This window comes from Saccharothrix sp. NRRL B-16348 (assembly GCF_001280085.1).
Lineage (GTDB): Bacteria > Actinomycetota > Actinomycetes > Mycobacteriales > Pseudonocardiaceae > Actinosynnema.
Map to the genome: position 1 here is coordinate 25,926 of NZ_LGED01000268.1, position 25,413 is coordinate 51,338.

Annotated in this window: 27 protein-coding genes; 23 read left to right on the forward strand and 4 right to left on the reverse strand. The window is 71.4% G+C overall.

Annotation, left to right across the window (positions count from 1 at the left end; genetic code table 11):
* Positions 1 to 3 precede the first annotated feature (3 nt).
* From ADK67_RS44655 to ADK67_RS44665, 3 genes are read right to left on the reverse strand one after another with little or no spacing between them, the layout of a single operon-like run.
* Positions 4 to 738, reverse strand: a complete 735-nt coding sequence (locus ADK67_RS44655; RefSeq protein ID WP_082404776.1) for a maleylpyruvate isomerase family mycothiol-dependent enzyme — start codon at positions 736 to 738, stop codon at positions 4 to 6.
* A 9-nt stretch (positions 739 to 747) separates the two neighbouring features.
* Positions 748 to 1,551, reverse strand: coding sequence for a methylase (locus tag ADK67_RS44660; RefSeq protein ID WP_053722683.1), 804 nt, complete (start codon positions 1,549 to 1,551; stop codon positions 748 to 750).
* On the reverse strand, positions 1,530 to 2,024 hold the full coding sequence (locus tag ADK67_RS44665) for a DUF2505 domain-containing protein (protein WP_053722708.1): 495 nt from the start codon (positions 2,022 to 2,024) through the stop codon (positions 1,530 to 1,532). Before ADK67_RS44665 ends, ADK67_RS44660 begins: the two co-directional genes overlap by 22 nt.
* Here ADK67_RS44665 and ADK67_RS44670 point away from each other — a divergent pair.
* Both ADK67_RS44670 and ADK67_RS44675 read left to right on the forward strand, forming a co-directional pair.
* A complete protein-coding gene (locus tag ADK67_RS44670; RefSeq protein WP_053722684.1) occupies positions 2,023 to 3,132 on the forward strand; it encodes a UDP-N-acetylmuramate dehydrogenase in 1,110 nt (369 codons plus the stop codon). The two genes, ADK67_RS44665 and ADK67_RS44670, sit on opposite strands and share 2 nt — an antisense overlap.
* Positions 3,133 to 3,303: 171 nt before the next feature.
* A complete protein-coding gene (locus ADK67_RS44675) occupies positions 3,304 to 4,266 on the forward strand; it encodes a hypothetical protein (RefSeq protein WP_053722709.1) in 963 nt (320 codons plus the stop codon).
* On the opposite strand, the gene ADK67_RS44680 is transcribed toward ADK67_RS44675, so the two are convergent.
* Positions 4,267 to 4,998: an SDR family NAD(P)-dependent oxidoreductase gene (locus ADK67_RS44680; protein ID WP_053722685.1), complete on the reverse strand. Its 732-nt coding sequence runs from the start codon at positions 4,996 to 4,998 to the stop codon at positions 4,267 to 4,269. It abuts the gene before it with no gap.
* 90 nt (positions 4,999 to 5,088) lie between these two features.
* On the opposite strand from ADK67_RS44680, the gene ADK67_RS44685 reads away from it, so the two are divergent.
* The 21 genes from ADK67_RS44685 to ADK67_RS44780 all read left to right on the forward strand — a co-directional run bounded on the left by ADK67_RS44685 (position 5,089) and on the right by ADK67_RS44780 (position 25,105).
* Positions 5,089 to 6,234 carry a L,D-transpeptidase gene (locus tag ADK67_RS44685; RefSeq protein WP_053722686.1) on the forward strand — a complete coding sequence of 382 codons (1,146 nt, stop codon included), beginning with the start codon at positions 5,089 to 5,091 and terminating at the stop codon, positions 6,232 to 6,234.
* A 381-nt stretch (positions 6,235 to 6,615) separates the two neighbouring features.
* Positions 6,616 to 7,413, forward strand: coding sequence for an alpha/beta fold hydrolase (locus ADK67_RS44690; RefSeq protein ID WP_053722687.1), 798 nt, complete (start codon positions 6,616 to 6,618; stop codon positions 7,411 to 7,413).
* Positions 7,410 to 8,663 carry a D-inositol-3-phosphate glycosyltransferase gene (gene mshA / locus ADK67_RS44695; protein ID WP_197289923.1) on the forward strand — a complete coding sequence of 418 codons (1,254 nt, stop codon included), beginning with the start codon at positions 7,410 to 7,412 and terminating at the stop codon, positions 8,661 to 8,663. The genes ADK67_RS44690 and mshA overlap by 4 nt, the downstream gene beginning before the upstream one ends.
* A complete protein-coding gene (locus ADK67_RS44700) occupies positions 8,660 to 9,142 on the forward strand; it encodes a YbjN domain-containing protein (RefSeq protein ID WP_053722688.1) in 483 nt (160 codons plus the stop codon). Before mshA ends, ADK67_RS44700 begins: the two co-directional genes overlap by 4 nt.
* Positions 9,143 to 9,210: 68 nt before the next feature.
* Positions 9,211 to 10,101, forward strand: coding sequence for a DUF4349 domain-containing protein (locus ADK67_RS44705; protein ID WP_063797938.1), 891 nt, complete (start codon positions 9,211 to 9,213; stop codon positions 10,099 to 10,101).
* A 368-nt stretch (positions 10,102 to 10,469) separates the two neighbouring features.
* Complete coding sequence (locus ADK67_RS44710; protein ID WP_053722690.1) at positions 10,470 to 12,032, forward strand: AMP-binding protein; 1,563 nt, start codon at positions 10,470 to 10,472, stop codon at positions 12,030 to 12,032.
* Positions 12,033 to 12,166: 134 nt separating this feature from the next.
* Positions 12,167 to 12,910 (forward strand): hypothetical protein, encoded by a 744-nt coding sequence (locus tag ADK67_RS44715; RefSeq protein WP_157621597.1) that lies wholly within the window; start codon positions 12,167 to 12,169, stop codon positions 12,908 to 12,910.
* Positions 12,911 to 13,028: 118 nt separating this feature from the next.
* Complete coding sequence (locus ADK67_RS44720; RefSeq protein ID WP_053722692.1) at positions 13,029 to 13,289, forward strand: hypothetical protein; 261 nt, start codon at positions 13,029 to 13,031, stop codon at positions 13,287 to 13,289.
* A 114-nt stretch (positions 13,290 to 13,403) separates the two neighbouring features.
* Positions 13,404 to 14,150 (forward strand): phosphoglyceromutase, encoded by a 747-nt coding sequence (locus tag ADK67_RS44725; protein ID WP_053722693.1) that lies wholly within the window; start codon positions 13,404 to 13,406, stop codon positions 14,148 to 14,150.
* 287 nt (positions 14,151 to 14,437) lie between these two features.
* Positions 14,438 to 15,637, forward strand: a complete 1,200-nt coding sequence (locus ADK67_RS44730) for a sensor histidine kinase (RefSeq protein ID WP_053722694.1) — start codon at positions 14,438 to 14,440, stop codon at positions 15,635 to 15,637.
* Positions 15,634 to 16,314 carry a response regulator transcription factor gene (locus ADK67_RS44735; protein ID WP_053722695.1) on the forward strand — a complete coding sequence of 227 codons (681 nt, stop codon included), beginning with the start codon at positions 15,634 to 15,636 and terminating at the stop codon, positions 16,312 to 16,314. Before ADK67_RS44730 ends, ADK67_RS44735 begins: the two co-directional genes overlap by 4 nt.
* 27 nt (positions 16,315 to 16,341) lie before the next feature.
* Entirely contained in the window at positions 16,342 to 17,352 is a 1,011-nt protein-coding gene (locus tag ADK67_RS44740; protein WP_053722711.1) for a Ppx/GppA phosphatase family protein, read from the forward strand.
* Positions 17,352 to 18,539: a hypothetical protein gene (locus tag ADK67_RS50175; RefSeq protein WP_082404784.1), complete on the forward strand. Its 1,188-nt coding sequence runs from the start codon at positions 17,352 to 17,354 to the stop codon at positions 18,537 to 18,539. Before ADK67_RS44740 ends, ADK67_RS50175 begins: the two co-directional genes overlap by 1 nt.
* On the forward strand, positions 18,536 to 19,321 hold the full coding sequence (locus ADK67_RS44750) for a sugar phosphate isomerase/epimerase family protein (protein ID WP_053722696.1): 786 nt from the start codon (positions 18,536 to 18,538) through the stop codon (positions 19,319 to 19,321). Before ADK67_RS50175 ends, ADK67_RS44750 begins: the two co-directional genes overlap by 4 nt.
* Positions 19,322 to 19,470: 149 nt before the next feature.
* Positions 19,471 to 20,391 carry a proline dehydrogenase family protein gene (locus ADK67_RS44755; RefSeq protein ID WP_053722712.1) on the forward strand — a complete coding sequence of 307 codons (921 nt, stop codon included), beginning with the start codon at positions 19,471 to 19,473 and terminating at the stop codon, positions 20,389 to 20,391.
* A gap of 8 nt (positions 20,392 to 20,399) precedes the next feature.
* The gene (locus ADK67_RS44760) at positions 20,400 to 21,206 is read left to right on the forward strand and encodes a thioesterase family protein (protein ID WP_082404786.1); all 807 of its coding nucleotides are present in this window, start codon (positions 20,400 to 20,402) and stop codon (positions 21,204 to 21,206) included.
* 171 nt (positions 21,207 to 21,377) lie between these two features.
* On the forward strand, positions 21,378 to 22,190 hold the full coding sequence (gene proC / locus ADK67_RS44765; RefSeq protein WP_053722698.1) for a pyrroline-5-carboxylate reductase: 813 nt from the start codon (positions 21,378 to 21,380) through the stop codon (positions 22,188 to 22,190).
* Positions 22,191 to 22,310: 120 nt separating this feature from the next.
* A complete protein-coding gene (locus ADK67_RS44770) occupies positions 22,311 to 22,514 on the forward strand; it encodes a helix-turn-helix domain-containing protein (RefSeq protein ID WP_053722699.1) in 204 nt (67 codons plus the stop codon).
* Positions 22,515 to 22,636: 122 nt separating this feature from the next.
* Entirely contained in the window at positions 22,637 to 22,738 is a 102-nt protein-coding gene (locus ADK67_RS50180; protein WP_015105422.1) for a 30S ribosomal protein bS22, read from the forward strand.
* A gap of 221 nt (positions 22,739 to 22,959) precedes the next feature.
* Positions 22,960 to 23,997, forward strand: coding sequence for an NAD-dependent epimerase/dehydratase family protein (locus ADK67_RS44775; protein WP_053722700.1), 1,038 nt, complete (start codon positions 22,960 to 22,962; stop codon positions 23,995 to 23,997).
* 58 nt (positions 23,998 to 24,055) lie between these two features.
* On the forward strand, positions 24,056 to 25,105 hold the full coding sequence (locus ADK67_RS44780) for a lysophospholipid acyltransferase family protein (protein WP_053722701.1): 1,050 nt from the start codon (positions 24,056 to 24,058) through the stop codon (positions 25,103 to 25,105).
* The last annotated feature ends 308 nt before the right edge of the window (positions 25,106 to 25,413 follow it).

Sequence of the window (25,413 nt, forward strand, 5' to 3'; positions counted from 1 at the left end):
TATCTACGGTCGCGGCAGCCCGTCCAGCAGTGACCTGTCACCCGATGTGATGGCGCCGCTGGGCCGGCCCCACGCCGCCCGGTACAGCGCGTCGGCGGTGCCCGCCACGGTGGCGTCCTCGTCGGTCGCCGAATCGGTGATCGGACCCGCCTCCGGCGGTCGGCCGGGCGTGAGCCGGACCTCCCAGGCGCGGCCCGCGTCGGCGGCGTGGAACAGCACCCGGCCCGACCGCTCGACCGGCTTGCGCTGGGCGGCCCGCACCACCATCCGCGTCAGGAACTCGTCCACCCCGTCGGCCGCGAACTCGACGTCGAACAGCAGCGTCGGCACGTCCGCGCCGTGCCGCGCGTGCTCGGCGTCCAGCCGGTGGATCGCGGTCTCGTGCGCCTGTCGGCGTGACCAGAAACCGAAGGTCTTCGGCCCGATGAACGTCCACGCGGGCGTGTCAGGCGTGGCGCCGGCCAGGGTGTCGGCCAGCTCGGCGACCTTCTTGTCCCACCAGTCGAGCAGCTCGTCCCAGTCGGCGGGGCGTTCGTCGGCCCGCGGCCTCTCACCGTCCGCCGGCGTGTGCAGGGCACGCAACGCCCAGGAGTGGACGCTCCCCACGTGGTCGATCAGGTCCCGCACCGTCCATCCCGCGCAGGTGGGCACCGGCGCGTCCGGCCCGGCGGCCACCGCCGCGTCACGCACGGCGGCGTACTGGGTCCTCAGGTGCTGCACGAAGTCGGCGTGGTCCACGCCACAAGCCTAGGGACTCACCACGTCCCAGGGCAGGGTGACCTCGCCCAGCCGCCACCGCTTCCGGTCGTCCAGCACGGGCCAGCCGCGTTCGGCCAGCAGCCGCACGGACTCCACCCAGCGCGCACGCGGGCCGTAAGGCGCGAACGGCGCGCACGTCGCCCAGCACGCGTCCAGCTCGGACAGCAGGGCGTGCACCTTCTCACCGGGCACGTTGTGGTGGATCAACGCCTTCGGCAGCCGTTCGGCCAGGTCGCCCGGGGTCTCCAGGTCGGCGGGCAGGCACGAGAGCGTGAACGTCCGCGGCCCGTCGGAGGTCAACGCCACCCAGCAGCAACGGCGGCCGATCTCGTCGCACGTGCCCTCGACCAGCACGCCGCCGGGCGCGAGCCGGCCGACCATGGTGTCCCACGCCTCGGCCGCCTGCTCCTCGGTGTACTGGCGCAGCACGTTGAACGCGCGCAGCAGCACGGGCCGGGCGCCGGCCAACTCGAACCCGCCGCGGCGGAAGTCGAGCCGCGGCGGGTCGGCGACCTCCTTGCCCGCGGCGACCCGTTCGGCGTCGAGTTCGAGGCCCAGCACGCGGACGTCCGGGTTGACCGCGCGCAGCCGTGCCGCCAGCTCGACGGTGGTGATCGGCGAGGAGCCGTAGCCGAGGTCGACCACCAGCGGCTCGGGTGTGGAGAGCAGGTCGCGGTACGCGTGCGCGACCCACCGGTCGACCCGGCGCAGGCGGTTCGGGTTGGTGGTGCCCCTCGTCGGCAGGCCGAGCGCACGGGCCCGGCCCGCGGCTAGGCGCGGCGTGCGAGCCATTCGGCGGTGAACTCGGATTCCTTGTCGAGCAGCAGCGACACCTGTTCGGCGATCATCGCCTCCAGCTTGCCGCCCATGATCGGGATGCCCACCTTGACCTGACCCGTGAGGGTGAGTTCGCTCCCAGTCGCGGTGTCGGCGAGCGTGATCGTGCCGTCCAGCCGGCCCGGGACGCCGTTCAGCGTCACCTCGACCGTGCCCGCGTAACCGGCCTCGGTCCACGACTCGGCGCGGTCGATGACGAGGTCGCCGCCGAGCAGGCCGCGGGCCACCGACGGCAGCTTGTCCGCGGGCACACCCTGCTTGAGCTGGTAGGACGTGCTCTGGCCCGTGGCGGTGAAGGCGACCAGCTCCGGGTTCGTGCCGCCCAGCTCGGCGAGCCGGTCGCGCAGGTACGACTGGTCCACCAGCGCTGCGTACACGTCCCGCGCCGGCCAGCGGGACGTGGTTCGGTGCTCGATGCGGCGTGCCATGTCGCGGAGGCTACCGTTCTCGGTCGTGACCACCCCGCCCTCCAGTGCCCGTGTGCCGCTGGCCGAGTGCACCACGCTGCGGCTCGGTGGCCCCGCGACGAGGTTCACGCGCGCCGCCACAGCCGCCGAACTCGTCGAGACCGTGCGCGCGTTGGACGCGGACGGCGAACCGTTGTTGCTGCTCGGCGGCGGTTCGAACCTGGTCGTCTCCGACGCCGGGTTCGACGGCACGGTGGTGGCCGTCGGCACGTCCGGCCGTCGGCTCGACCCGCTGGGCGACGGCCTCGTGCAGCTGACCGTGGAGGCGGGCGAGGACTGGGACTCGGTCGTCGCGGAGGCCGTCGCGCAGGGGCTGGGCGGGCTGGAGTGCCTGTCCGGCATCCCGGGGCTGGTCGGGGCGACGCCGGTGCAGAACGTCGGCGCGTACGGCGTCGAGGTCGCGCAGGTGCTGACGTCGGTGGACCTGCTGGACCGGCGCACGGGCCGGGTGCACCAGGTGCCCGCGGACGGCTTGGGGCTTGCGTACCGGACGAGCGTGCTGAAGGGCACCGACCACGCGGTGGTGCTGCGGGCGCGGTTCGCGTTGACCGCGGGCGGGCAGTCCGCGCCCATCCGGTACGGCGAGCTGGCCAGGGTGCTCGGCGTCGCGCCGGGCGACCGGGTGCCCGCCGACGCGGCCCGCAAGGCGGTGCTGGAACTGCGGCGCGGCAAGGGCATGGTGCTGGACGCGACCGACCACGACACGTGGAGCGCGGGCTCGTTCTTCACCAACCCGCTGCTGGACGACTCGACGTTGGCCGGGGTGCTGATCCGGATCGCCGAACGCCTCGGGCCGCACGTGGACGTGCCGACGTACCCGGCGGGCGTCGGGTACTCGAAGCTGTCGGCGGCGTGGCTGATCGAACGGGCCGGGTTCGGGCGCGGGCACCGGGGGCCGGGCGGTCGGGTGGCGCTGTCGGGCAAGCACACGCTGGCGTTGACGAACCGGGGCGGCGCGTCGACCGAGGACCTGCTGGACCTGGCGCGCGAGGTGCGCGACGGGGTGCGGGCGGCGTTCGGGGTGGAGTTGCTCCCGGAACCGGTGCTGGTGGGCTGCGAGCTCGGGTGATGTCGCCGGTCGGGTGCGAGTTCGGGTGATGTCGCTGGTGGCCTGCGGGCTCCGGTGATGTCCGCTGGTTGGGATCACCTCCCACCGCTGAACGGCCGAACGGGTGACTCCGTGTGACGAATCCTCACTCCACGCGTTTCATGGAGGTAGAGGCACCCGTTGGAGGTCGTCATGGCCTACCCCGACGACGATCGCGCGGCCGTCAGGCCGATCAAGAAGCTGGTCGAGGACGATTTCCTGAGCCGGCCCGGCGTGGTGGGGGTCGACCTCGGCGAGAAGACCGTCGGCGGCCGGCCGACCGGTGAGCTGGCCATCGTCGTGTTCGTCCGCCGCAAGGGTCGCGCCGCCCAGTTCGCCATCCCGCCGGACGTGCTCGGCGTGCCGACCGACGTGGTCGAGGACACGTTCTGGCTGCACCACACCATCGCGTCGCCCGAGGGCGTGAGCGGGGCGGAGCGGCACGAGTCGTTGGCCGGCGGCATCGGGATCGGGCCGAGCCGGGCGATCCGGTTCGTGCCGCCGGACGTGCCGGAGGTGGACGACTACGTGGTGGCCGGGACGCTGGGCGCGCTGGTCACGCCGCGCCGCAGGCACACCGTGATGGCGTTGACGTCGTTCCACGTGGCCTGCGTCGACGACGCCTGGGCGGTCGGCGACGCGATGGTGCACCCGTCCCGCGTCGACGGCGGGCACCCGGTGCACGACCGGATCGGCGTGCTGGCGCGGGCGGCGCTGTCGGCACGGGTGGACGCGGCCGCGATCATGCTGACCACGCCGCGCGTGCGGCCCGAGGTGGTGGGGTTGGGCGCGGTGACGGGTCGGGCGTCGGCGCGGGTCGGTGATCGGGTGCGCAAGCGCGGGCGGACGACGGCGGTCACCGAGGGCGTGGTGGCGTCGACGGACGCGGCGATCACGCTGGACTTCGGGGTGGGGTTGGGCGTGCGGACGCTGCACGACCAGATCCGGATCGAGACGCCCCGGTTCGCCGACCACGGTGATTCGGGCGCGGTGCTGCTGGACGACGCGAACCGCGTGGTCGGCTTGTACTGCGGCGGGAGCCCGGACCGGGGATTCGCGAACCCCATCGGTCCGGTGCTCGACCAGTTGGACGTGGAGTTGCTCACGTCCGGGTGATCACGCCCGGTGCACCCTGGACGCGGAGGCTTGGGCGCGGGGCTTGAGGACGATCTGGTCCAGGTTGACGTGCGACGGCCTGGTCACCGCGAACGCGATCACGTCCGCGACGTCGTCCGCGGTCAGCGGGGTGACGCCCTGGTAGACGGCCGCGGCGCGGTCGGCGTCGCCGTCGAACCGGTTGACGGAGAAGTCGGTCTCGACCATGCCGGGCAGGATCTCGGTCACGCGGACGGGCTGGCCGAGCAGTTCGCCGCGGAGGGTGCGGTGCAGCGCGGACTGGGCGTGCTTGGCCGAGGTGTAGCCGGAGCCGTTGTCGTAGGCCTCGTAGGCGGCGACCGAGGTGACGGTGACGACGTGCCCGTCACCGGAGGCGATCAGCTTCGGCAGCAGGCCCTTGGTGACGCGCAACGTGCCCAGCACGTTCGTCTCCCACATCCACCGCCAGTGCTCCTCGTCCGCCTCCGCGACGGTGGTCAGGCCGCGTGCGCCGCCGGCGTTGTTGACCAGCACGTTCGCCGCCGGGACGGCGTCGAGGAAGGACTCGACCGACGGAGCTGAGGTGACGTCCAACTCGACCGCGGTGCCCTCGATCTCATCCGCGATAGCCTTGAGGCGGTCGACCCGCCGGGCGCCGAGCACCACGTGGAAGCCCTCGGCGGCGAGCCTGCGGGCGGTGGCCTCACCGATGCCCGCACTGGCTCCGGTCACGACTGCGATAGGACGGTTCACACCGGAGATCCTATGTGCGAGACGTAGCTGTGATGCGAATCACTCGCACCAGGAGTCGGGTGGGACGTCCTTCGATCAGGAGGTCGTAACGTGCACAGGACAGTGGCGGCTCTGCTGCTCGGCTTGGCCCTGGTGGCCGGCTGCTCGGCGAAGGTGGAGACGGGCACGGCCAAGCCGGTCGGCGGCGACAACCCGCCGGTGGCCAAGTTCACCACCGCGCCCGCGGACGGCGCGACCGATGCCCCGGTGAACGTGCCGGTGCAGGTCGCCGTGGCCGAGGGCACGATCGACCAGGTCGCGGTCACCAACCCCGAGGGCAAGGCGATCGAGGGCAAGCTCGCCGACGACAAGAAGTCGTGGGCCAGCACGGAGCCGCTCGGGTACGGCAAGACGTACGCGTACGCGGGTCGGGCGACCGGGACGGACGGCCGGCCGGTCGACCTGAAGGGCGGGTTCACGACGTTGAACCCCGCTGCCCAGGTGCGCGCGACGCTGTTCCCCGGCGACAACCAGACCATGGGCGTGGCCGTGCCGATCAAGGTCGAGTTCGACGCCGACGTCGCGGACCGGGCGACGGTGGAGAAGGCGTTGACGGTCACCAACTCGGCCGGCATCAAGGGCAGTTGGGCGTGGCTGGGCGCGCGCGAGGTCCACTACCGGCCGGAGAAGTACTGGCCCGCGAACACGCAGATCCACGTCGAGGCGAAGCTGTACGGGGTGCCCTACGGCGGCGGCGCGTACGGCCGCGCGGACGTGACCAGTGACTTCACCATCGGCCGCAACCAGGTCGTGAAGATCGACACGCCGTCGCACCAGCTGGTCGTGCAGCGTGACGGGCAGACGGTGGCGACCTACCCGGCGTCGTTCGGCAAGGACGAGGACCCGGCCCTGGCCACGCCGAACGGCACGTTCGTCGTGATGCAGAAGTTCGACACGTGGAGCTTCGACAACCCCCAGTACGGCTACACCAACGTGGTGAAGAAGTGGTCGGTGCGGTTCTCCAACCACGGTGAGTTCATCCACGAGAACAACGACAACGCGGGCAACATCGGCAAGGTCAACTCGTCGCACGGGTGCGCGAACCTGTTGGAGGCCGATGCCAAGGCGTACTACGACAGCGCGTTGGTGGGTGATCCGGTGGAGGTGACCGGGTCGATCACGACGTTGCCGGCGCAGTTCGACTGGTACGACTGGCAGATCCCTTGGGCGCAGTGGCAGACGATGTCGGCGCTGTGAGTTGAGTTCGGCGCGGTGGTTGGGTCCGGTGCGGTGGTTCGGGTTCCGTCCGATGGTCTCGCTCAAGTCCGGCTCGATTTGACATGGGGCCCTTACGGGCACTCCAGGCAGGCCAAAGCCGGGCAGGCCTGGCGGGAAGAGCGTCCGCCAAGCCTGCCCGGCTTCGACCAGCCTAAAGCACCCGAACCCATGTCAAATCGGGCCTCTGCGGGGGTGCGCCGGGTCCGTTGTGCGGCTGTTGGGGCGGTGATGTCGGTGGGCGGTTGTGAGGTCGTTGAGCTGGGTGTCTGGTGATCAAGTGGTGGTCGTTGCGTGTGTGGTTGATGGCGCAAAATCACTTGTGCGGGAAGTGATGGGATGATTTGCGCGTTGTCGTAGGTCGTGCGGAACACTCTCCTCGACGCCGGGGGCGTCCGGTTGTCGGTTCGCGAGTCCGGACCCGCCGACGCCCCTGCGGTCGTGCTGGTGCACGGATGGGCTCAGTCCGGGGAGGTGTGGTCGCCCCCGTCGTCGTTGCGTGGTTACGCGGTGGATCTGCGCGGTCACGGCGCGTCGGAGGTTGCTGGCGGCGGGTATCGCGAGTCGGCGGTCTGGGCGGCTGATCTGAAGGCCGTCCTCGATCACGTCGGGCGGCCGGCGGTGGTGGTCGGGTGGTCGTACGGCGGGTTGGTGATTGCCGACTACCTACGTTTTCACGGTACGGCGGGGCTCAGTGGGTTGGTGCTCGTCGGAGCGATCACGGAGCTGGGGCGCGGTCGGCCGGGTGGGCTCACCGGGCGGCTGGCGGACGCGGTGTTGCCGGAGGCGTACTCGGATGATCCGGCGGTGGCCGTGCCCGCGTTGACGGGGTTCTGCCGTGACCAGGCGCCGGGGTTGGGCGGTGACGTGGTGCAGCGGATGTTGGGCACGGCGTTGCGGGTGCCGCCGTGGGTCCGTCGGGACATGTTCCGGAGGGACGTGGACAGCGCCGGGGTGCTGAAGGCGGTCGACAAGCCGACACTGGTCGTGCACGGCACCGCCGACGAGGTGGTCGACCCGGCCGCCGGTGAGTACGCGGCGGCCCTGATCCCCGGAGCCGACTTGCGCCGCTACGACGGAATTGGGCACGCGCCGTTCCTGGAACGGCCGGAGTGCTTCGCGGCCGACCTCGGGCGGTTCGTCGCGGAGGTCTCGCGGTGAAGCGGGTCGCGGTGTTGTCGGTGCACACGTCGCCGCTGGAGCAGCCCGGCACGGGCGACGCGGGTGGGATGAACGTCTACATCGTGCAGACCGCCACGCGGATGGCGCAGCGGGGCATCGCGGTCGAGATCTTCACCCGGGCCACGTCCTCGGAGTTGCCGCCGGTGGCCGAGCTGGCGCCCGGCGTGAAGGTGCGGCACGTGGTCGCGGGGCCGTTCGAAGGGCTGGGCAAGGAGGAACTGCCCGGTCAGCTGTGCGCCTTCACTGCGGGTGTGCTGCGGGCCGAGGCGCGGCACGAGCCCGGGCACTACGACGTCGTGCACTCGCACTACTGGTTGTCGGGGCAGGTCGGGTGGTTGGCGCGGGAGCGGTGGGCGGTGCCGTTGGTGCACACCGCGCACACGTTGGCGAAGGTGAAGAACCTGGCGCTGGCGGCCGACGACATGCCCGAGCCCCGGATGCGGGTGATCGGCGAGGAGCAGGTGGTCGCCGAGGCGGACCGGTTGGTGGCCAACACCGACGTCGAGGCGGCCGAGCTGGTCAAGCTGTACGACGCGGACCCGTCGAAGGTGATGGTCGTGCCGCCGGGGGTGGACCTGGAGCGGTTCACGCCCGGTGATCGGGACCGGACCCGGGCGGCTCTGGGGCTGCGGTCGGATGCCGTCGTGCTGGCTTTCGTGGGTCGCATCCAGCCGTTGAAGGCGCCGGACGTGCTGTTGCGCGCGGCGGCGGAGATGGTGGCGCGCGATCCCGGCTTGCGGTCGCGGTTGGTCGTGCTCGTGGTCGGCGGGCCCTCGGGGTCGGGGATGAAGACGCCCGACGAGCTGGTGCGGTTGGCGGCCGAGCTGCGGATCTCGGACGTGGTCCGGTTCATGCCGCCGCAGGGCGGTGAGGCGTTGGCGCGGGTCTACCGCGCGGCCGACGTGGTGGCGGTGCCCAGCTACAACGAGTCGTTCGGGCTGGTGGCGTTGGAGGCGCAGGCGTGTGGCACGCCGGTGGTCGCGGCGGCGGTCGGCGGGTTGCCGGTGGCGGTGCGCGACGGGGTGTCCGGGGCGTTGGTGGACGGGCACGACGCCGGTGCGTGGGCGCGGGTGCTGACGGCCATCGCGCTGAACCCCGCGTACCGGGAGGAACTGGCCAGCAACGCCGTCGGCCACGCCCGCCGGTTCTCCTGGGACCGCACGACTGATTCACTCCTCGCCGGGTACGCCGAAGCACGGGACGTGTTCCGCGAGGAGGTCATCGCTTGAGCCTGGACGACGTGATCCGGTCGACCCTGGACGACCGCGAGCTGCGCTACGACAACAAGGAGCCGGGCCGGTTCTTCGTGACCCTGCCGGGCACGAAGAAGCTCCAGACGAACTGCTGGCTGGTCGTCGGCAGGCACGCGCTGGTGGTGGAGGCGTTCGTGTGCCGCAAGCCGGACGAGGCGCACGAGGACGTCTACCGGTTCCTGTTGCGGCGCAACGCCAAGCTGTACGGCGTCCACTACACGATCGACACGACCGGCGACATCTACCTGGTCGGCCGGCTCGCCCCGCACGCGGTGACGCCCGACGAGCTGGACCGCGTGCTCGGGCAGGTGGTGGAGGCCGCCGACGGCGACTTCAACACGCTGCTGGAGATCGGGTTCGCCGGCGCCATCCAGCGGGAGTGGGACTGGCGGGTCTCGCGCGGCGAGTCGCTGGCCAACCTCCAGGCGTTCCGGCACCTGGTGTCCGAATCGTGATCGTGCACGAGCAACGGGGATGAGCCCGCGCCCCGTCCCAGCGGTGACCGGAAACCAGGGAGGGTCACATGGGCAGACGGGTGGGGTTGGTGGTCGCCGCGTTCGCGCTGGCGGCGCTGGCGGGGTGCGCGGCGGGCTCGTCGGGGTCGGCGGCCGACCACGCGGCGGTGGCGCCCGCGCCGGCGCAGGACAACGCGCAGCCGGGTGGCACGCCGAAGCAGGAGTCGGCCGGCACGGGTGAGGCGAAGCAGGCGGGCACGTCGGCGCAGCAGAACCGGCAGCTCGTGCGCACGGCGACGGTCGAACTGCGCGCGTCGGACACCACCGCGGCGTTGTCCCGGGTCAAGGACCTGGTCATCGCGGAAGGCGGGTACTCGGCGCAGGAGAAGTCGCAGCCCAACCGGGCCTCGGTCACGGTGAAGGTGCCCGGCGACCGGCTGGACCCGGTGCTGGAGTCGATCAGCGGGCTGGAGGGCGTCGAGGTCAGCAGGCGGGAACTGCAGACCGAGGACGTGACCGAGCAGCTGGTGGACGTCGAGGTCCGGCTCGCCAACCAGCGGGCCAGCGTGGAGCGGGTGCGCGGACTGCTGGACCGGGCCACGACCACGTCCGAGATCACCGACATCGAGGCCGAGCTGACCAAGCGGCAGTCCGAGCTGGAGTCGCTGCAGCGCCGGCACGAGACGTTGAAGAGCCAGGTCGCCATGTCGACGTTGACCGTCGTCATCTCGGCGAAGAGCGAGCCGGTGGTGGTCGTGGAGGACGAGAACGACTTCCTGGCGGCGTTCGCCGGTGGCTGGGGAGCGCTGGTGAAGGCGTTCGGCTGGCTGCTGGTGGTGCTGGGCGGCGTGCTGCCGTTCGCGGTGGTGCTGGGGCTGCCGGCGTTCGGCTACCTGTGGTGGCGGCGACGTCGGAAGGTCGCGCCCGCGGTGCCCGCCGCGTCGTCGAGCACGCCTTAGGGGGCGGGAGCGCGGGGCGGCTTGGGAGAGAGGGGGAGTCGCGAGCTCAAGCCGCCCCGCGTCATTCCCCGCTGACGTGGATCCGGGCGGGGGGAGCCCGGGATTCCAAGCGGGCCGCGGTTCGACGGGGGGATTGCGAACCGCGGTTCTGCCGCGCGGGTCGATCGGAGTGCGTGGGAGCCGACCCGCGAGGGCCTTGCCAACTTGGCAGATGGCCGGTGATCACCACAAGGGCCGGCGCTACTCCATTCGTGTGTTCTTAGCCGAGTTAAGTAACGCTGTAGCGGGACTGACGACCGCCTTGACCAGCGATGTGGCTTGACTCACGATGACGGGATCCCGGCCCCCAGGATGAATGAGGCAGCCGCATGGTCTTCCGCAGTCCGTTCCCCGATGTCGCGGTCCCGGACGTCACGCTGCACGAGTTGCTCTTCGCCGACCTCGGCGAGCGCGCCGACCGGGTGGCCCTGGTCGACGGCACCTCGGGCGCGTCGCTGACCTACCGCCAACTGGCCAGCGCGGTCGACCGCTTGGCCGCCGCGCTGGCCGCCAGGGGGATCGGCAAGGGCGACGTGGTGGGCATCCTCAGCCCGAACACCCCCTACTACGCCGTCGTGTTCCACGGCATCCTGCGCGCGGGCGCCACCGCGACCACCATCAACGCCCTGTACACGGCGGACGAGGTCGCGCACCAGTTGGCGGACGCCGGCGCGAAGATGCTGTTCACGGTGTCCGTGCTGCTGCCGAACGCCGCGCCGGGCGCGGAGAAGGCCGGCATCTCCGACGTCGTTGTGCTGGACGCCGCCGAGGGCTACCCCAGCCTGTCGTCGTTGCTGGCGAACGCCGAGCCGACGCCGGAGGTGTCGATCGACCCGGCCCAGGACGTGGCCGTCCTGCCGTACTCGTCCGGGACGACCGGCCGGGCCAAGGGCGTGATGCTGACGCACCGCAACCTGGTCGCGAACATCGTCCAGTGCGGGCCGCTGCTGAAGATCGGCGAGAGCACGAAGATCCTCGCCGTGCTGCCGTTCTTCCACATCTACGGCATGCAGGTGCTGATGAACAACGGCCTGCACGTCGGCGCGACGGTGGTGACGCTGCCGAAGTTCGACCTGCCCGAGTTCCTGCGGGTGATCCAGGACCACCGGACCGACCGCGTCTACATCGCGCCGCCGGTCGCGGTGGCGCTGGCCAAGCACCCCCTGGTCGACCAGTACGACCTGTCCGGCATCGACACGATCTTCTCCGGCGCCGCGCCGCTGGACGTCGACCTGGCCGCGACCGTCGCCAAGCGCCTCGGCTGCCGCGTCTCGCAGGGCTACGGGATGACCGAGATGAGCCCGGTCAGCCACGCGATCCCGGACGGCCGCGACGACATCTCCGTCGGCACGGTCGGCGTCATCGCGCCGAACATGGAGTGCCGCTTCATCGACCCGGCCACCGGCGAGGACGTGGGCGTCGGCGAGCGCGGCGAGCTGTGGTGCCGCGGCCCGAACGTCATGAAGGGCTACCTGAACAACCCCGAGGCCACCGCCGCCACGCTCGACGAGGACGGCTGGCTGCACACCGGCGACGTCGCGATCATCGACGAGAACGGCCTGGTCAGCATCGTCGACCGGGTCAAGGAACTGATCAAGTACAAGGGCTACCAGGTGCCGCCGGCCGAGCTGGAAGCGCTGCTGCTGACGCACCCGGAGGTCGCCGACGCGGCCGTGGTCGGCGTGCGTGACGCGGAGGGCGAGGAGGTGCCGAAGGCCTTCGTCGTCCGCCAGCCGGGCACGGCGCTGGACGAGGCCGGCGTGATGGAGTTCGTGGCCTCCCAGGTGGCGCCGCACAAGAAGGTGAGGGTCGTGGAGTTCATCGAAGCGATCCCGAAGTCGGCCGCGGGCAAGATCCTGCGCAAGGACCTCCGGGCGCGGGAAGCTCGTTGATCCGCTGACCGGTTGGCGCGGGTCGGCCGCTGGAACCAGGTCCGACCTGCGCCAACAGGGTCACGGGTACCTGCCGTGGCGGGCGCCGGGCAGGAGGCGGCGTTGGGCTGCGCGACGGCATGAAGGGTGCTCCGATGTCGAGGCCATCGAGGCGTGACCGCAAGAAGAAGCGCAACCGGGGCACTCGGAAGCGGGCCGATCCCGAGCCGTTACCCGTGTCGAGCGCGCCCGCCGAAGGCGATCGACGTTCGGCCGGCGACACCGCCGTGCGCAGGGCACTGGCATTGCCGGAGCGGCCTGGCCGGATCACCGCGGGGCTCCTCTTCCTGGCGATCATCGTGTTCGGCTACGAGGCGGCACCGCAGCTCGCCGACCCGGCCACGGTGTCCGGCGCCTGGGAGGTCTACTCGAACGGGTTGTGGGTGGCGGTGGCCTTCGGCGCGACGGCCACGTTGACGACCCTGGCCTACTGCCTGGTGTTCTTCCGGGACGTGGAGCCCACCAGGAAGTTCCTGACGTGGGTCGCCCAGTACGCCGGCATCGGCGCGATCCTGGGCACCCTCCTGGGGTGCCGGATGGCCCTGCCCCTGGTGATCGCGTCGAAACAACCCGGCGGCCAGGCCTTCACCTTCTCGGGGTTCCTGGGGATGGTGAGCAACACCGCCACCATGCTCACCCTCCTGATGATCGCCACCTGCTGGATCCGGATGTGGGGTGTCGTGTCCGCGATCGCCCGCGCCAACGCGGCGGAGACACCGGTGTCGCGGTGGCGCTTCGTGGGCTGGGCCAAGACCACCGCCCTGGTCGTGGTCACCGTGGGCGTGTCGAACCTCGTCGGACTGCGCGCGGCCAACGCCGTTCTCGTCATGTTGGGCTAGGACCACCTCGCCGGCACCACCCGATGGTGTTGATCCCCGTCACTCAGCGAGCCGGACCCGTCACGCTCCACAACCATGTCGGGTGCAAATCGGAGTCGACACATCGGAGAAGACACGCATGCGCATTCTCGGAAGGCTGGCCCTCGCGGCCGGCGCCACCGCCGTCATCCTGCTGGCCGCGCCCGCCGCCAACGCCGCGGACGCCCCGGCGGAGCGAACGGCGAAGGGTGCGATGGACGCCGTTCCCAGCGGCGACCTGCTGGGCGCCCTGTCCAGCGTGCTGGCGCCGGTGACCAGCCTCGGCGGCGCGGCCGGCGGGACCGGCGGGATCAGCGGCCTGACCGGCGGGCTCGTGGGCGTCAGTGGTCTCGGCGGCTGATCCGGCTTCGGGCCGGGCCCCGCGAGAGGCCCGGCCCCGCCGCCCGCTGCACCGATCAAGATCACACCTGCCACCGGCGTGAGCCGGCCCCGTCCATCTGGCAGGCTGACGCCCATGGCTGTCGGAACCCTGGTGCTGCTCCGCCACGGCGAGAGCGTCTGGAACGCGGAGAACCTGTTCACCGGTTGGGTGGACGTCCCCCTCTCGGAGAAGGGTGTGAACGAGGCGAAGCGCGGCGGCGTGCTGCTGCGTGAAGCGGGCGTGCTGCCGGAGGTGGTGCACACGTCGCTGCTGCGGCGGGCCATCGGCACCGCCAACCTCGCGCTCGACGCGGCCGACCGGCACTGGATCCCGGTCCGCCGGGACTGGCGGCTCAACGAGCGCCACTACGGCGCGCTCCAGGGCAAGAACAAGAAGCAGACGCTGGAGGAGTTCGGCGAGGAGCAGTTCATGCTCTGGCGCCGTTCCTACGACACCCCGCCGCCGCCGATCGAGCCCGGCACCGAGTTCAGCCAGGACGCCGACCCGCGCTACGCCGACCTCGGCCCCGACCTGCCGCTCACCGAGTGCCTGCTGGACGTGGTCAAGCGGATGATCCCGTACTGGGAGTCCTCGATCGTGCCGGACCTGCGCACGGGCAAGACGGTGCTGGTCGCCGCGCACGGCAACTCGCTGCGCGCGCTGGTCAAGCACCTCGACGGCGTCTCGGACGAGGCGATCGCGGGCCTGAACATCCCCACCGGCATCCCGCTGCGCTACGACCTGGACGAGGAGCTGAAGCCGCTCAAGCCGGGCGGCGAGTACCTCGACCCGGACGCGGCGGCGGACGCGATCAAGGCCGTGGCCAACCAGGGTCGCTGACCGAGGTCGGACTCCGACGGCGGCACGTGCGCGGGAACACCCGGCGCCCGTGCCGCCGTCTCGTTTCCGCACCCTTCGTTCCCGGCACGTCCTCCGCTCGTCACCTGGAGGAGAACCCGGCTTCCGCCGATCGGCACCTGTCCGAACGCGACCTGACTCAATTGGACACGATTGGGTGAACGGCGGTCGTCTCCTGGGAGAACATCGGTCCCGGACGGTGTCGCAGGAGTCACGAACCAGGCGTGAGCTCTAGGCCGTACCCCGCCTGACCTGCTTACGATGCGCTTGTGACCGCAACGGGTTACCTCGTCCTGTCGATCGGCGCTCTGCTGATCGGCGGCGTCGCGTTTCTCGCCGGACGGACCACCGCACGGGCTCGCGAGACGCGTCCGCGCGGCCTCACCGTCGCCGACCTGATGGCCAGGGTCGTCCACTCCTCACCCAGCGGCATCGCCGTCCTCAACGGCTTCGGCGACGTCGTGCTGCACAACGCCCGCGCCGAGGACCTCGGCGTGGTCCGCAACAACCGGGTGGACGACCGGGCCAGACGCGCCGCCGAGATGGCCCGCAGCCACGGTGGCGTGATCTCGGTGGACCTGTCGTCGCTGGAGGTCATCAAGGGCCGCCAGCCGCAGGCCGTGCACGCCACCGTCAAGGTGCTCACCGAGGGTTTCGTGGTGGTCGACGCCTCCGACGAGTCCGAGTCGGTGCGGCTGGAGGCGACCAGGCGCGACTTCGTGGCCAACGTCAGCCACGAGCTGAAGACCCCGGTCGGCGCGCTCGCGCTGCTGGCCGAGGCGGTGCTGGACGCCGCGGACGACCAGGAGGAGGTCCGCCGGTTCAGCGCCAAGATCATGCAGGAGGCCACCCGGCTCGGCACCCTGGTCACCGAGCTGATCGCGCTGTCGCGGCTGCAGGGCGCGGAGAAGCTGCCGGAGCTCAGCCGGGTCGAGGTCGACGTGGTCATCGACGAGGCGATGAGCCGGTCGAAGCTGGCCGCCGAGTCCGCCGGCATCGAGATCGCCACCGACGACCCGAGCGGCCTCGAGGTCGAGGGCGACCGGACGTTGCTGGTCACGGCGTTGAGCAACCTCCTGGACAACGCGGTCGCGTACTCGCCGCCGGGCAGCCCGGTGTCGGTCAGCCGCAAGCTCGTCGACGGTTTCGTCGAGATCGCCGTCACCGACCGGGGCATCGGCATCGCCGAGGACCAGCAGACCCGCGTGTTCGAGCGCTTCTACCGGGTCGACAAGGCCCGGTCACGTGCCACCGGCGGCACCGGCCTCGGCCTCGCCATCGTCAAGCACGTCGCCAACAACCACGGCGGCGAGGTGAAGCTGTGGAGCCTGCCCGGCACCGGCTCCACCTTCACGCTGCGCATCCCGGCTCATCCAGACCAGGACGAGCCCACCCAGGACCTGCCAACACAGGAGCTGGCGAGCCCCGTGCCGAGCGGCGCGGGCAGCAACCACGGAGGAGAGCTGTGACCAGGGTGCTCATCGTGGAGGACGAGGAGTCCTTCGCCGATCCGCTCGCCTTCCTGCTGCGCAAGGAGGGCTTCACCGCGGCGCTCGCGGCCACCGGCCAGGAGGCGCTGGAGGAGTTCGACCGCAACGGCGCCGACATCGTGCTGCTCGACCTCATGCTCCCCGGGATGAGCGGCACGGACGTGTGCAAGCAGCTGCGCGCCCGCTCCGCCGTGCCGGTGATCATGGTCACGGCCCGGGACAGCGAGATCGACAAGGTCGTCGGCCTGGAGCTGGGCGCGGACGACTACGTCACCAAGCCGTACTCGGCCCGCGAGCTGATCGCCCGGATCCGGGCCGTGCTGCGGCGCGGCGGCGAGTCCGAGGAGCTGCTGCCGCAGGTCCTGGAGGCGGGGCCGGTGCGGATGGACGTCGAGCGGCACGTGGTGACCGTGGACGGCGCCGAGGTCAGCCTGCCGCTCAAGGAGTTCGACCTTTTGGAGTACCTGCTGCGCAACGTCGGCCGGGTGTTGACCCGCGGCCAACTGATCGACCGGGTGTGGGGCGCGGACTACGTCGGGGACACCAAAACCCTGGACGTGCACGTCAAGCGGCTGCGGTCGAAGATCGAGCCAGACCCGTCGGCGCCGCGGTACCTCGTCACCGTGCGCGGACTGGGATACAAGTTCGAATCCTGATCATCCCGACCAGGTACGGTGCACCGCGTGCGCCTAGGGGTGCTTGATGTCGGGTCCAACACCGTCCACCTCTTGGTGGTGGACGCTCATCGTGGTGCCCACCCGACGCCGATGAGTTCGGAGAAGTCCGTGCTGCGCCTCGCGGAGCAGCTGGACGGCTCCGGGCTGCTCGGGCGTGAGGGCGCCGACCAGCTGGTGCGCACCGTCGCCGCGTCCAAGGCGGCGGCGGAGCGGCTCGGCTGCGAGGACCTGATGGCGTTCGCCACGTCCGCGGTGCGCGAGGCGGGCAACTCCGCCGAGGTGCTGGACCGCGTGCGCGCCGAGACCGGCGTCGACCTGCAGGTGCTGACCGGCGAGGACGAGGCGCGGTACACGTTCCTCGCGGTGCGCCGCTGGTACGGCTGGTCGGCGGGCAGGCTGCTGTGCCTGGACATCGGCGGCGGGTCGCTGGAGCTGGCGGTCGGCGTGGACGAGGAGCCGGAGGAGGCGTTCTCGGTGCCGTTGGGCGCGGGCAGGCTGACCCGGACCAGGTTCCGCAACGACCCGCCCACCAGGGCCGAGGTGCGCGAGACCACCGAGTGGCTGGCCGAGCAGCTCGCGCCGGTGGCGAAGAAGATCCGCCGGGTGGGCACCCCTGATCGCGTGGTCGCGACGTCCAAGACGTTCCGCACGCTGGCCAGGCTGACCGGCGCGGCGCCGTCGTCGGCCGGTCCGCGCGCGCGGCGCGTGCTCACCGACGCGGGCCTGCGGCAGCTCATCGCGTTCGTCTCGCGGATGTCCGCGGCCGACCTGGCGGAGCTCGAAGGGGTGAGCGCGAGCCGTGCCCACCAGCTGGTGGCGGGCGCTCTGGTGGCGGAGGCCACCATGCGAGCCCTGTCACTCGGCGAGCTGGAGATTTGCCCCTGGGCCCTGCGGGAAGGTGTCATCCTGCGTCGGCTGGACCACACTAATGGTTCGGACCCGGACACCCCGCCGGACCGCACCCGCCGGACGGGTGACACTGGACGGACTGGCCGCCACGGGGCACGGTGGAGTTGATGAGTCGAGAGAGCGAGTCGGAGCAGACCCAGCGCACCGTCGCGGAGTTGCTCGCCCAGTACGGCGGGGGCTCCGGCGAGGTGACGCCGCGTCGGCGACGGCGCCGTGCCGAAGAGGCCTCGGACACCGCTCCGCAGGCCATCATCGACCGCGTCAACTCCGACAGCGGACGGCTGCGCGCCATCCGGGACGAGTCCGAGGCGCCGCCCGCCGCGCCGCCGTTGCCCCAGCGGCAGCGGCCGGTCGAGGCCGAGCGCACGGCCTACCAGCCGCCGGTGCCGCCGGTGGCGCGTCCCGAGCGTCCCGAGCCGCCGGTGTCCCGGCTGGAACCGCCGGTCTCGCGGCTGGACTCGCCCGTGTCCCGGCTCGACCCGCCGAAGCAGGCCGAATCCGGGCGCAGACGCGCGCCCGAGGTCGACCCGGCCGAGGAGACCCGCGTCGTGCCGCCGATCGTGGCCGACTACCAGGGTGACCAGTCCCGGCCCAACCTGCCGAAACCGCCGCTCAAGCCCGAGACGTCGCGCTCCAACGTGGTGCGGCCCGTGCCGCCCGGCGCGCCTCCCGCGGCGAAGCCGCCGGTGCGCGAGCCGGTGACCGAGGTGATGCCGCGCATCACCGACAAGCTCGCGCCGAACGTGCCGCTGGAGTCGCTGCCGACCGAGTCGGTGCTGATCGTGCCGCCCGCGCCGCCGAGGCTGCCCGACCCGCTGCCCGACCAGTCCGCCGAGGACTGGTTCGGCGACGACGAGCCGGAAGAGGCCGTCGAGGGCGAGAGCACCGCGTTCCACCCGTACGTCGACCTCGACGAGGAAGACGACGACGACTACTCGCGCCGCGACTTCCAGCGCCGCGACCTCGACGATGACGGGCCCGCCGGGCTGGGCGACGTCGACGACGAGGACGACGAGCGCCCCGCCGACCGTTCGGCGGGCAAGGAGTGGCTGCTCATGATCGGGCAGCTGGCCGCGGGCGTGATCGGTGGCGCGGCCCTGTGGCTGGGCTTCAACTACCTGTGGCGCACGGCCGCGCCCGCGGCGCTGGTGGTGGCACTGGCGGTGACCGTCGGCCTGGTGATGATGGTCCGCAAGATCCGCCGTGCGGACGACCTCCAGACGACGGTCCTGGCGGTGCTCGTCGGGTTGATCGTGACGGTGTCGCCCGCGGCGATGCTGCTGGTGAACTCTTGATCCCGGTCGGCCTGTCCACCGCGGCCGTGTGGCCGCAGCCCGCCGGCGCCGCGTTCGAGGCCGCCGCCGAGCTGGGGTACGACGGCGTCGAGCTCATGGTGTGGGCCGATCCGGTGAGCCAGGACGTGCGCGCGGTCGAACGGCTCTCGAAGCGCTACGCGATGCCGGTGCTGGCCGTGCACGCGCCGTGCCTGCTGATCAGCCAGCGCGTGTGGTCGCCGGACCCGGCCGAGCGGCTGCGGCGCAGCGTGCGCGCCGCCGCCGACCTGGGCGCGCGGACCGTCGTGCTGCACCCGCCGTTCGTGTGGCAGCGGCGGTACGCGGAGGGCTTCGCCGACCTGGTCGCGTCGCTGGAGGACGACAGCGGCGTCGCCATCGCGGTGGAGAACATGTTCCCGGTGCGGCGTCCCCTCGGGCGGGGGCGATCGGTGCAGGTCACGGCGTTCCGGCCGTCGATCGACCCGACCGACGTCGGGCACCGGAACTACACGCTCGACCTGTCGCACGCGTCGGCCGCGCACGTGGACACGATGGAGCTGGCCAAGCGGATGGGCGACGGGCTCACCCACGTGCACCTGGCGGACGGCTCCGGCCTGCCCAAGGACGAGCACCTGGTGCCCGGCCGCGGCACCGAGCCGTGCGCCGAGCTGCTGTCCCACCTGACCCGCACGGGCTTCACCGGGCAGGTCGTGCTGGAGGTCAACACCCGCCGCGCCCGCACCGCCGCCGAGCGGTCCGAGCTCCTGGCCGAATCCCTCCTGTTCGCCCGCCTCCACCTCTGACCTCCGCGCGTGTCCTACCTTCAGAACGCGCGTGTCCTACGTTCGCGTCGCGAGAGTCCTACGTTCAGGACGCGTGAATTCAACGCTCAGGTCGACGGACGGCGAACTCGCATCCGCTCCGGCGCCGGTCAGCGGCTAGGGTCTTGATCGTGAACCCGTTGCGCACGTTGATCCTCGCCGCCGCGGGCAACGACACGGTGCGCCGGGTCGTCGCGACCGCCCCCGTCAGCCGCGACGTGGTCCGCCGGTTCGTGGCGGGCGAGACCACCGCGGACGCGATCGACGCGGCCGGCCGGCTCATCGGCGACGGCCTGCGCGTCACCCTCGACCACCTCGGCGAGGACACCGCCGACCGCGCCACCGCCGAACGGACCGTGCGCGCCTACCTGGAGCTGCTCGACCAGCTGCACGACGTCGGCCTCGCCGCGGACGCCGAGGTCAGCGTGAAGCTGTCCGCCGTGGGCCTCGGCCTGAGCGAGACGGTCGCGCTGGACAACGCCTCCCGCATCTGCGCGGCGGCCGAGCAGGCGGGCACCACGGTCACGCTCGACATGGAGGACCACACCACCACCGACGCCACGCTGCGCGTGCTCGCCGAGCTGCGCCGCCACTGGCCGTCGGTGGGCGCGGTGCTCCAGGCGTACCTGCGCCGCACCCTGGACGACGTGCGCGAACTCGCGGACACGCGCGTGCGGCTGTGCAAGGGCGCGTACGCCGAACCGCCGTCGGTGGCCTTCGTCGACCCGCACGAGGTCGACGTCAACTACGTGCGCTGCGCCAACGTGCTGCTGGCCGGCTCCGGTTACCCGATGTTCGCCACCCACGACCCGCGCCTGATCGAGATCGTCTCCGAACGCGCCCGCTGGTACGGCAAGCCGGTCGAGGACTTCGAGTTCCAGATGCTCTACGGCGTCCGGACGGGCGAGCAGCGGCACCTGGCGGCGGAGGGGCACGTCGTGCGCGTCTACGTGCCGTTCGGCGGGCAGTGGTACGGGTACCTGATGCGCCGGCTCGCCGAGCGACCGGCCAACGTCGCGTTCTTCCTGCGTTCGCTGGTCAGCCGCTCGTGAGGAGCCCTGTGTCCTTCTCGGTAGCCAGTGCGGTCCGCCCCCTCGGCGACGGCACGTACACCGCGTCCCTGCCCGCCGAGTGGACCGTCGGTCCCAAGCCGCACGGCGGGTTCCTGCTGGCCCTGGTCGCGCGGGCGGCGGTGGACAGCGCGCGGGCGGCCGTGCCGGGAGCCGACGACCTGGCGCCGCTGGCGGTGAGCACGCAGTTCCTGCGCGCGCCCGAGGTGGGGCCGGTGCTGGTGCGGACCGAGGTGCGCAAGGCGGGGCGGACGGCGACCGTGGTGACGTCCACGTTGGAGCAGCGGGGCCGCAGTTGCGTGGAGGCGGTGGTGACGGTCGGGCGGATGCCGACGGCCGCGCCGGACTACGTCGACCTGCCCGACATGCCCGCCGCGCCGCCCGTGGACGCGATCGACCTGGCGTCGATGGGGTCCGGCGGGGTGTACAAGCTCGGGTCGGTGTGCGACGTGCGGCTGGACCAGGCGGGCGCCGGGTTCCTGGCCGGGCGGGTCGGCGACCCGTTGGTGCTGCGGCTGTGGGCGCGTCCGCTCGGTGAGCGGCCGGACCCGTACTTCGCGCTGATCGCCGGTGACATCTCGATGCCGGTGACGTTCAACCTGGGCCGGTTCGGGTGGTCGCCGACCGTGCAGCTGACGGCGTTGCTGCGGGCGAACCCGGCGCCGGGGTGGCTGCGCGTGCGGGTGTCGTGCAGCGCGGTGCACGGGCAGTGGTTCGACGAGGACGCCGTGGTGATCGACTCGGCCGGGCGGCTGGTGTGCCAGGCGCGGCAGTTGGCGCTGACGCCGGCGACCTGAGCGTTGAATTCAGGTGTCCTGAGCGTAGGACACGCGCGTTCTGAGCGTAGGACACGCGCGTTCTGAACGTAGGACTCTCGCGACGTGAACGTAGGACTCGCGCGTTCTGGAGGTGGGACACGCGTGGGGACCTGCGGTGTTGCGGTGGTGAGGGCGTGGCAGGCTTGGCGCATGACGACCATCGCCGTGTTGGGGGCTGGCAAGATCGGTGAAGCGCTGCTGTCGGGGCTGCTTCAAGGCGGGCGGAAGGCCGACGACCTGCTGTTCACCGAGAAGCACCCGGAACGGGCCGCCGCGCTGACCGAGCGGTACGGGGTGGAGGGCCTCGACGTGCCCGGCGCCGCGCAGCGGGCCGACGTCCTCGTGGTCGCGGTCAAGCCGCAGGACATCGAACCGCTGCTGGACGAGCTGGCACCGGTGCTCAAGCCCGGCACGCTCGTCGTGTCGCTGTGCGCGGGCCTGCCGACGTCCCTCTACGAGCGCAGGCTGCCCGACAGCACCCCGGTCGTCCGGGTCATGCCGAACACCCCGATGGTCGTCGGCGAGGCGATGAGCGCCATCTCCGCGGGCAAGTACGCCACCGACGAGCACCTGAACCTGGTCGAGGAGCTGCTGACCACGGTCGGCAAGGTGGCCCGCGTCCCGGAGAACCAGCAGGACGCCGTCACCGCGCTGTCCGGCTCCGGCCCCGCCTACTTCTTCTACCTGGTCGAGGCCATGATCGACGCGGGCATCCTGCTCGGCATCCCGCGCGACCTGGCCGGCCGGCTCATCATCCAGTCGGCGGTCGGCGCGGCCACCATGCTGAACGAGGGCGACCAGCACCCGGTCATCCTGCGCGAGGCCGTCACGTCGCCCGCCGGCACCACCATCATGGCCATCCGCGAGCTGGAGAAGCACGGCGTGCGCGCGGCCATGCTGGCGGCCATCGAGGCGGCCCGCGACCGTTCGGTGGAACTGGGACGCGCCCACGAGGCGGACTGATACCGCCATTGGCCGTCGCACCAGTCCCACCCGTCCCGTTACCCTCAAGGCAGCACGTGCGTGTCGAACCGTCGGTGGGGAAGCCGACGGCACGACGCGTGTCGAAGGACGCGGTGATCCATGCCTGCGGAGGAGAAGTCGCTCGGTCAAGTCAGATTCATGACGGTCGCCGAGGTCGCGCTGATGATGCGCGTGTCGAAGATGACGGTGTACCGCCTGGTCCACTCCGGTGAGCTGACGGCGGTGCGCGTGGGAAAGTCGTTCAGAGTGCCGGAGAAGGCGGTCCACGAGTACCTGCGGAACGCCTACTTCGACGCCGGGTGAGGGCGCGTCCGGGCAGGCGGGTAAACTCATAGGCCGTTCGTGCCTGGTGTCGGCGCGCCCACTTGACGGGTGTCTCCACCGGCGCGTGGAGACCACCAACGTCTAGTAGTGAAGGAACCCGCATGGGCTCGGTCATCAAGAAGCGCCGCAAGCGCATGTCGAAGAAGAAGCACCGCAAGTTGCTGCGCAAGACGCGGGTCCAGCGCAGGAAGCGCGGCAAGTAAGCCCCTGCGGGTTCTAGCACCGCCAGTCCCCGGCCTCACCGGTCGCGGGACTGGCGGTGTCTTCGTTCCACGGCGCCCCGGCCCTTCCGGGGCCGTCCCGCCATCCGGGTGATTCACCGGTAAAGCCTCGGTGACCTGCGTCAAGACGACGTTCCGCGACCGATAGCCCCACCGGATCCCGGTTAGCATCGTCGAGTCGCACCACCCGCACAGGGAGTCGCATGGCGCCCAAGGTCGTTCTCGTCACCGGATGCAGCCGATACCTCGGCGGTCACCTCGCCGCGCGCTTGGCGGCGAACCCCGACATCGACCGCGTGCTCGGCGTGGACACCGAACCGCCGTCGCGCGACCTGCAGCGCCGCATGGGCCGCGCCGAGTTCGTGCGCGCCGACATCCGCAACCCCCTCATCGCGAAGGTCATCGCCACCGCGCACGTCGACACGGTCGTGCACGCGTCGGTGACGGCGAACCCGGCCGGCCCGACCGGGCGGACCGTGATGAAGGAGATGAACGTCATCGGCACGATGCAGCTGCTGGCCGCGTGCCAGAAGTCGCCGCACGTGCGCAAGCTCGTGGTCAAGTCGACCAGCGCGGTGTACGGGACCAGCTCGCGCGATCCGGCGGTGTTCACCGAGGACATGGGCCCGAAGGACCTGCCGTCCAGCGGGTACGCCAAGGACGCGGTCGAGGTCGAGGGGTACGTGCGCGGGTTCGCGCGCCGCAGGCCGGACGTGGACGTCACCGCGCTGAGGTTCAGCAACTTCATCGGCCCCCGCATCGACACGGTCCTGACCAGGTACTTCGCCCTGCCGGTCGTGCCGACGGTGATGGGGTACGACGCCAGGGTGCAGTTGCTGCACTCCGAGGACGCGCTGGCCGTGCTGGAACGGGCCGCGCTGCACGACCTGCCCGGCGTCTACAACGTGGGCGGTGACGGCGTGCTGATGCTGTCGCAGGCCATCCGGAGGGCGGGCCGGATCAGCCTGCCCGTGCCGAGCGCGGCGGTGCCGACGATGGGCCGGTTCTTCCGCAGCGCGCGGCTGGTGGACTTCTCCCCGGACCAGATGAGGTTCCTGAACTGGGGTCGGGTGGTGGACACGACGCTGCTCAAGCGGGAGTTCGGGTTCACTCCGAGGTGGACCACCCAGCAGGCGTTCGACGACTACGTGAGCGGGCGCGCGCTGCGTCCGCTCATCGACCCGGAACTGGTGGCGTCGGTCGAGCGGGGCGTGCTCGACCTGGCTGCCAGGTTCCGCTAGAGGGTTCCCGCTTGAGGGTTCCGAACGAGGGCGAGATCGAGGGCGAGGAGGTGGACGCGTGGCAGAGGCACGGGTGATCCCGCTGCACGGTGCGGACCGGGAGGCTGCCCGACGACGGCGCGCCGCGGACCGGGCTCCCGGGCCGGTTCCCGTGCCCGAACCGCCCGCGTCGGACGCGACGCCCTCGGAGGAGCACGCAGAGGAGCACGCGGCGGATCCGATGGGTGCGGATCCGATGGGTGCGGACGAGTCCGGGGCGGAGCAGGCGGGCTGGGAGCGGCGCCTGGCGGGTCTGCTGGCGTTCGCCCGCAGGCGCATCCAGGGCGACTACGAGGTCGACGAGTTCGGCTTCGACCCGGACCTGACCGACAACGTCCTGATGCCGCCGCTCAGGCCGCTGTACGAGAAGTGGTTCCGGGTGGAGACGATCGGGATGCACAACGTGCCGGGCGAGGGCGGCGCGCTGATCGTCGCCAACCACTCCGGTACCCTGCCGCTGGACGCCACGATGACCGCGTTCGCGGTGCGCGCCGACCACCCGAAGCGCCGCCACCTGCGGATGCTGGGCGCCGACCTGGTGTTCAAGACGCCGGTGCTGGGCGCGCTGGCCCGCAAGTCTGGGCAGACGCTGGCGTGCAACCCGGACGCGGAACGCCTGCTCAGGTCGGGTGAGCTGGTCGGCGTGTGGCCGGAGGGCTTCAAGGGCATCGGCAAGCCGTTCAAGGACCGGTACAAGCTCCAGCGGTTCGGACGCGGCGGTTTCGTGTCGGCGGCGTTGAACACCGGCGTGCCGATCATCCCGTGCTCGATCGTGGGCGCCGAGGAGATCTACCCCAAGATCGGCGACATCAAGGCGCTGGCCAGGCTGTTCGGCTTCCCCTACTTCCCGGTGACGCCGTTCTTCCCGTTCCTGGGCCCGCTCGGCGCGATCCCGTTGCCGTCGAAGTGGTACATCGAGTTCGGGGAGCCGATCCGGACCGACGTCTACGGCGAGCACGCGGCGGATGACCCGATGCTCGTGTTCAACCTGACCGATCAGGTGCGGGAGACGATCCAGCAGACCCTGTACCGGCTGCTCACGCAGCGTCGGAACGTGTTCCTGGGGTGAGTGGTCACGACGTGGTGGGTGACGTCGTAAAGATCAAAAGCTTAAAAGCATGTCCTCGCCGGACGGGCAGATCAGCAGGATGACCCCAACTGCCTGGTTCTGTGGCGGGTCCGTTGTTGGTCCGGGCTCCGTGTCATCCCACCGACCTCCACAAGGGCTACCACACGTATCAAGGGGGGCGCGGCCCACAGTCGATGCCGCCAGGCATTGGTGGACAGGCGCCCCCCTTGACACGCGCGGTAGGGCTGCGCCAGGTCGGCGGGATGACACGAAGCCCTGCTTTTGAGGAAAGACCTGCCAGTGGAGTG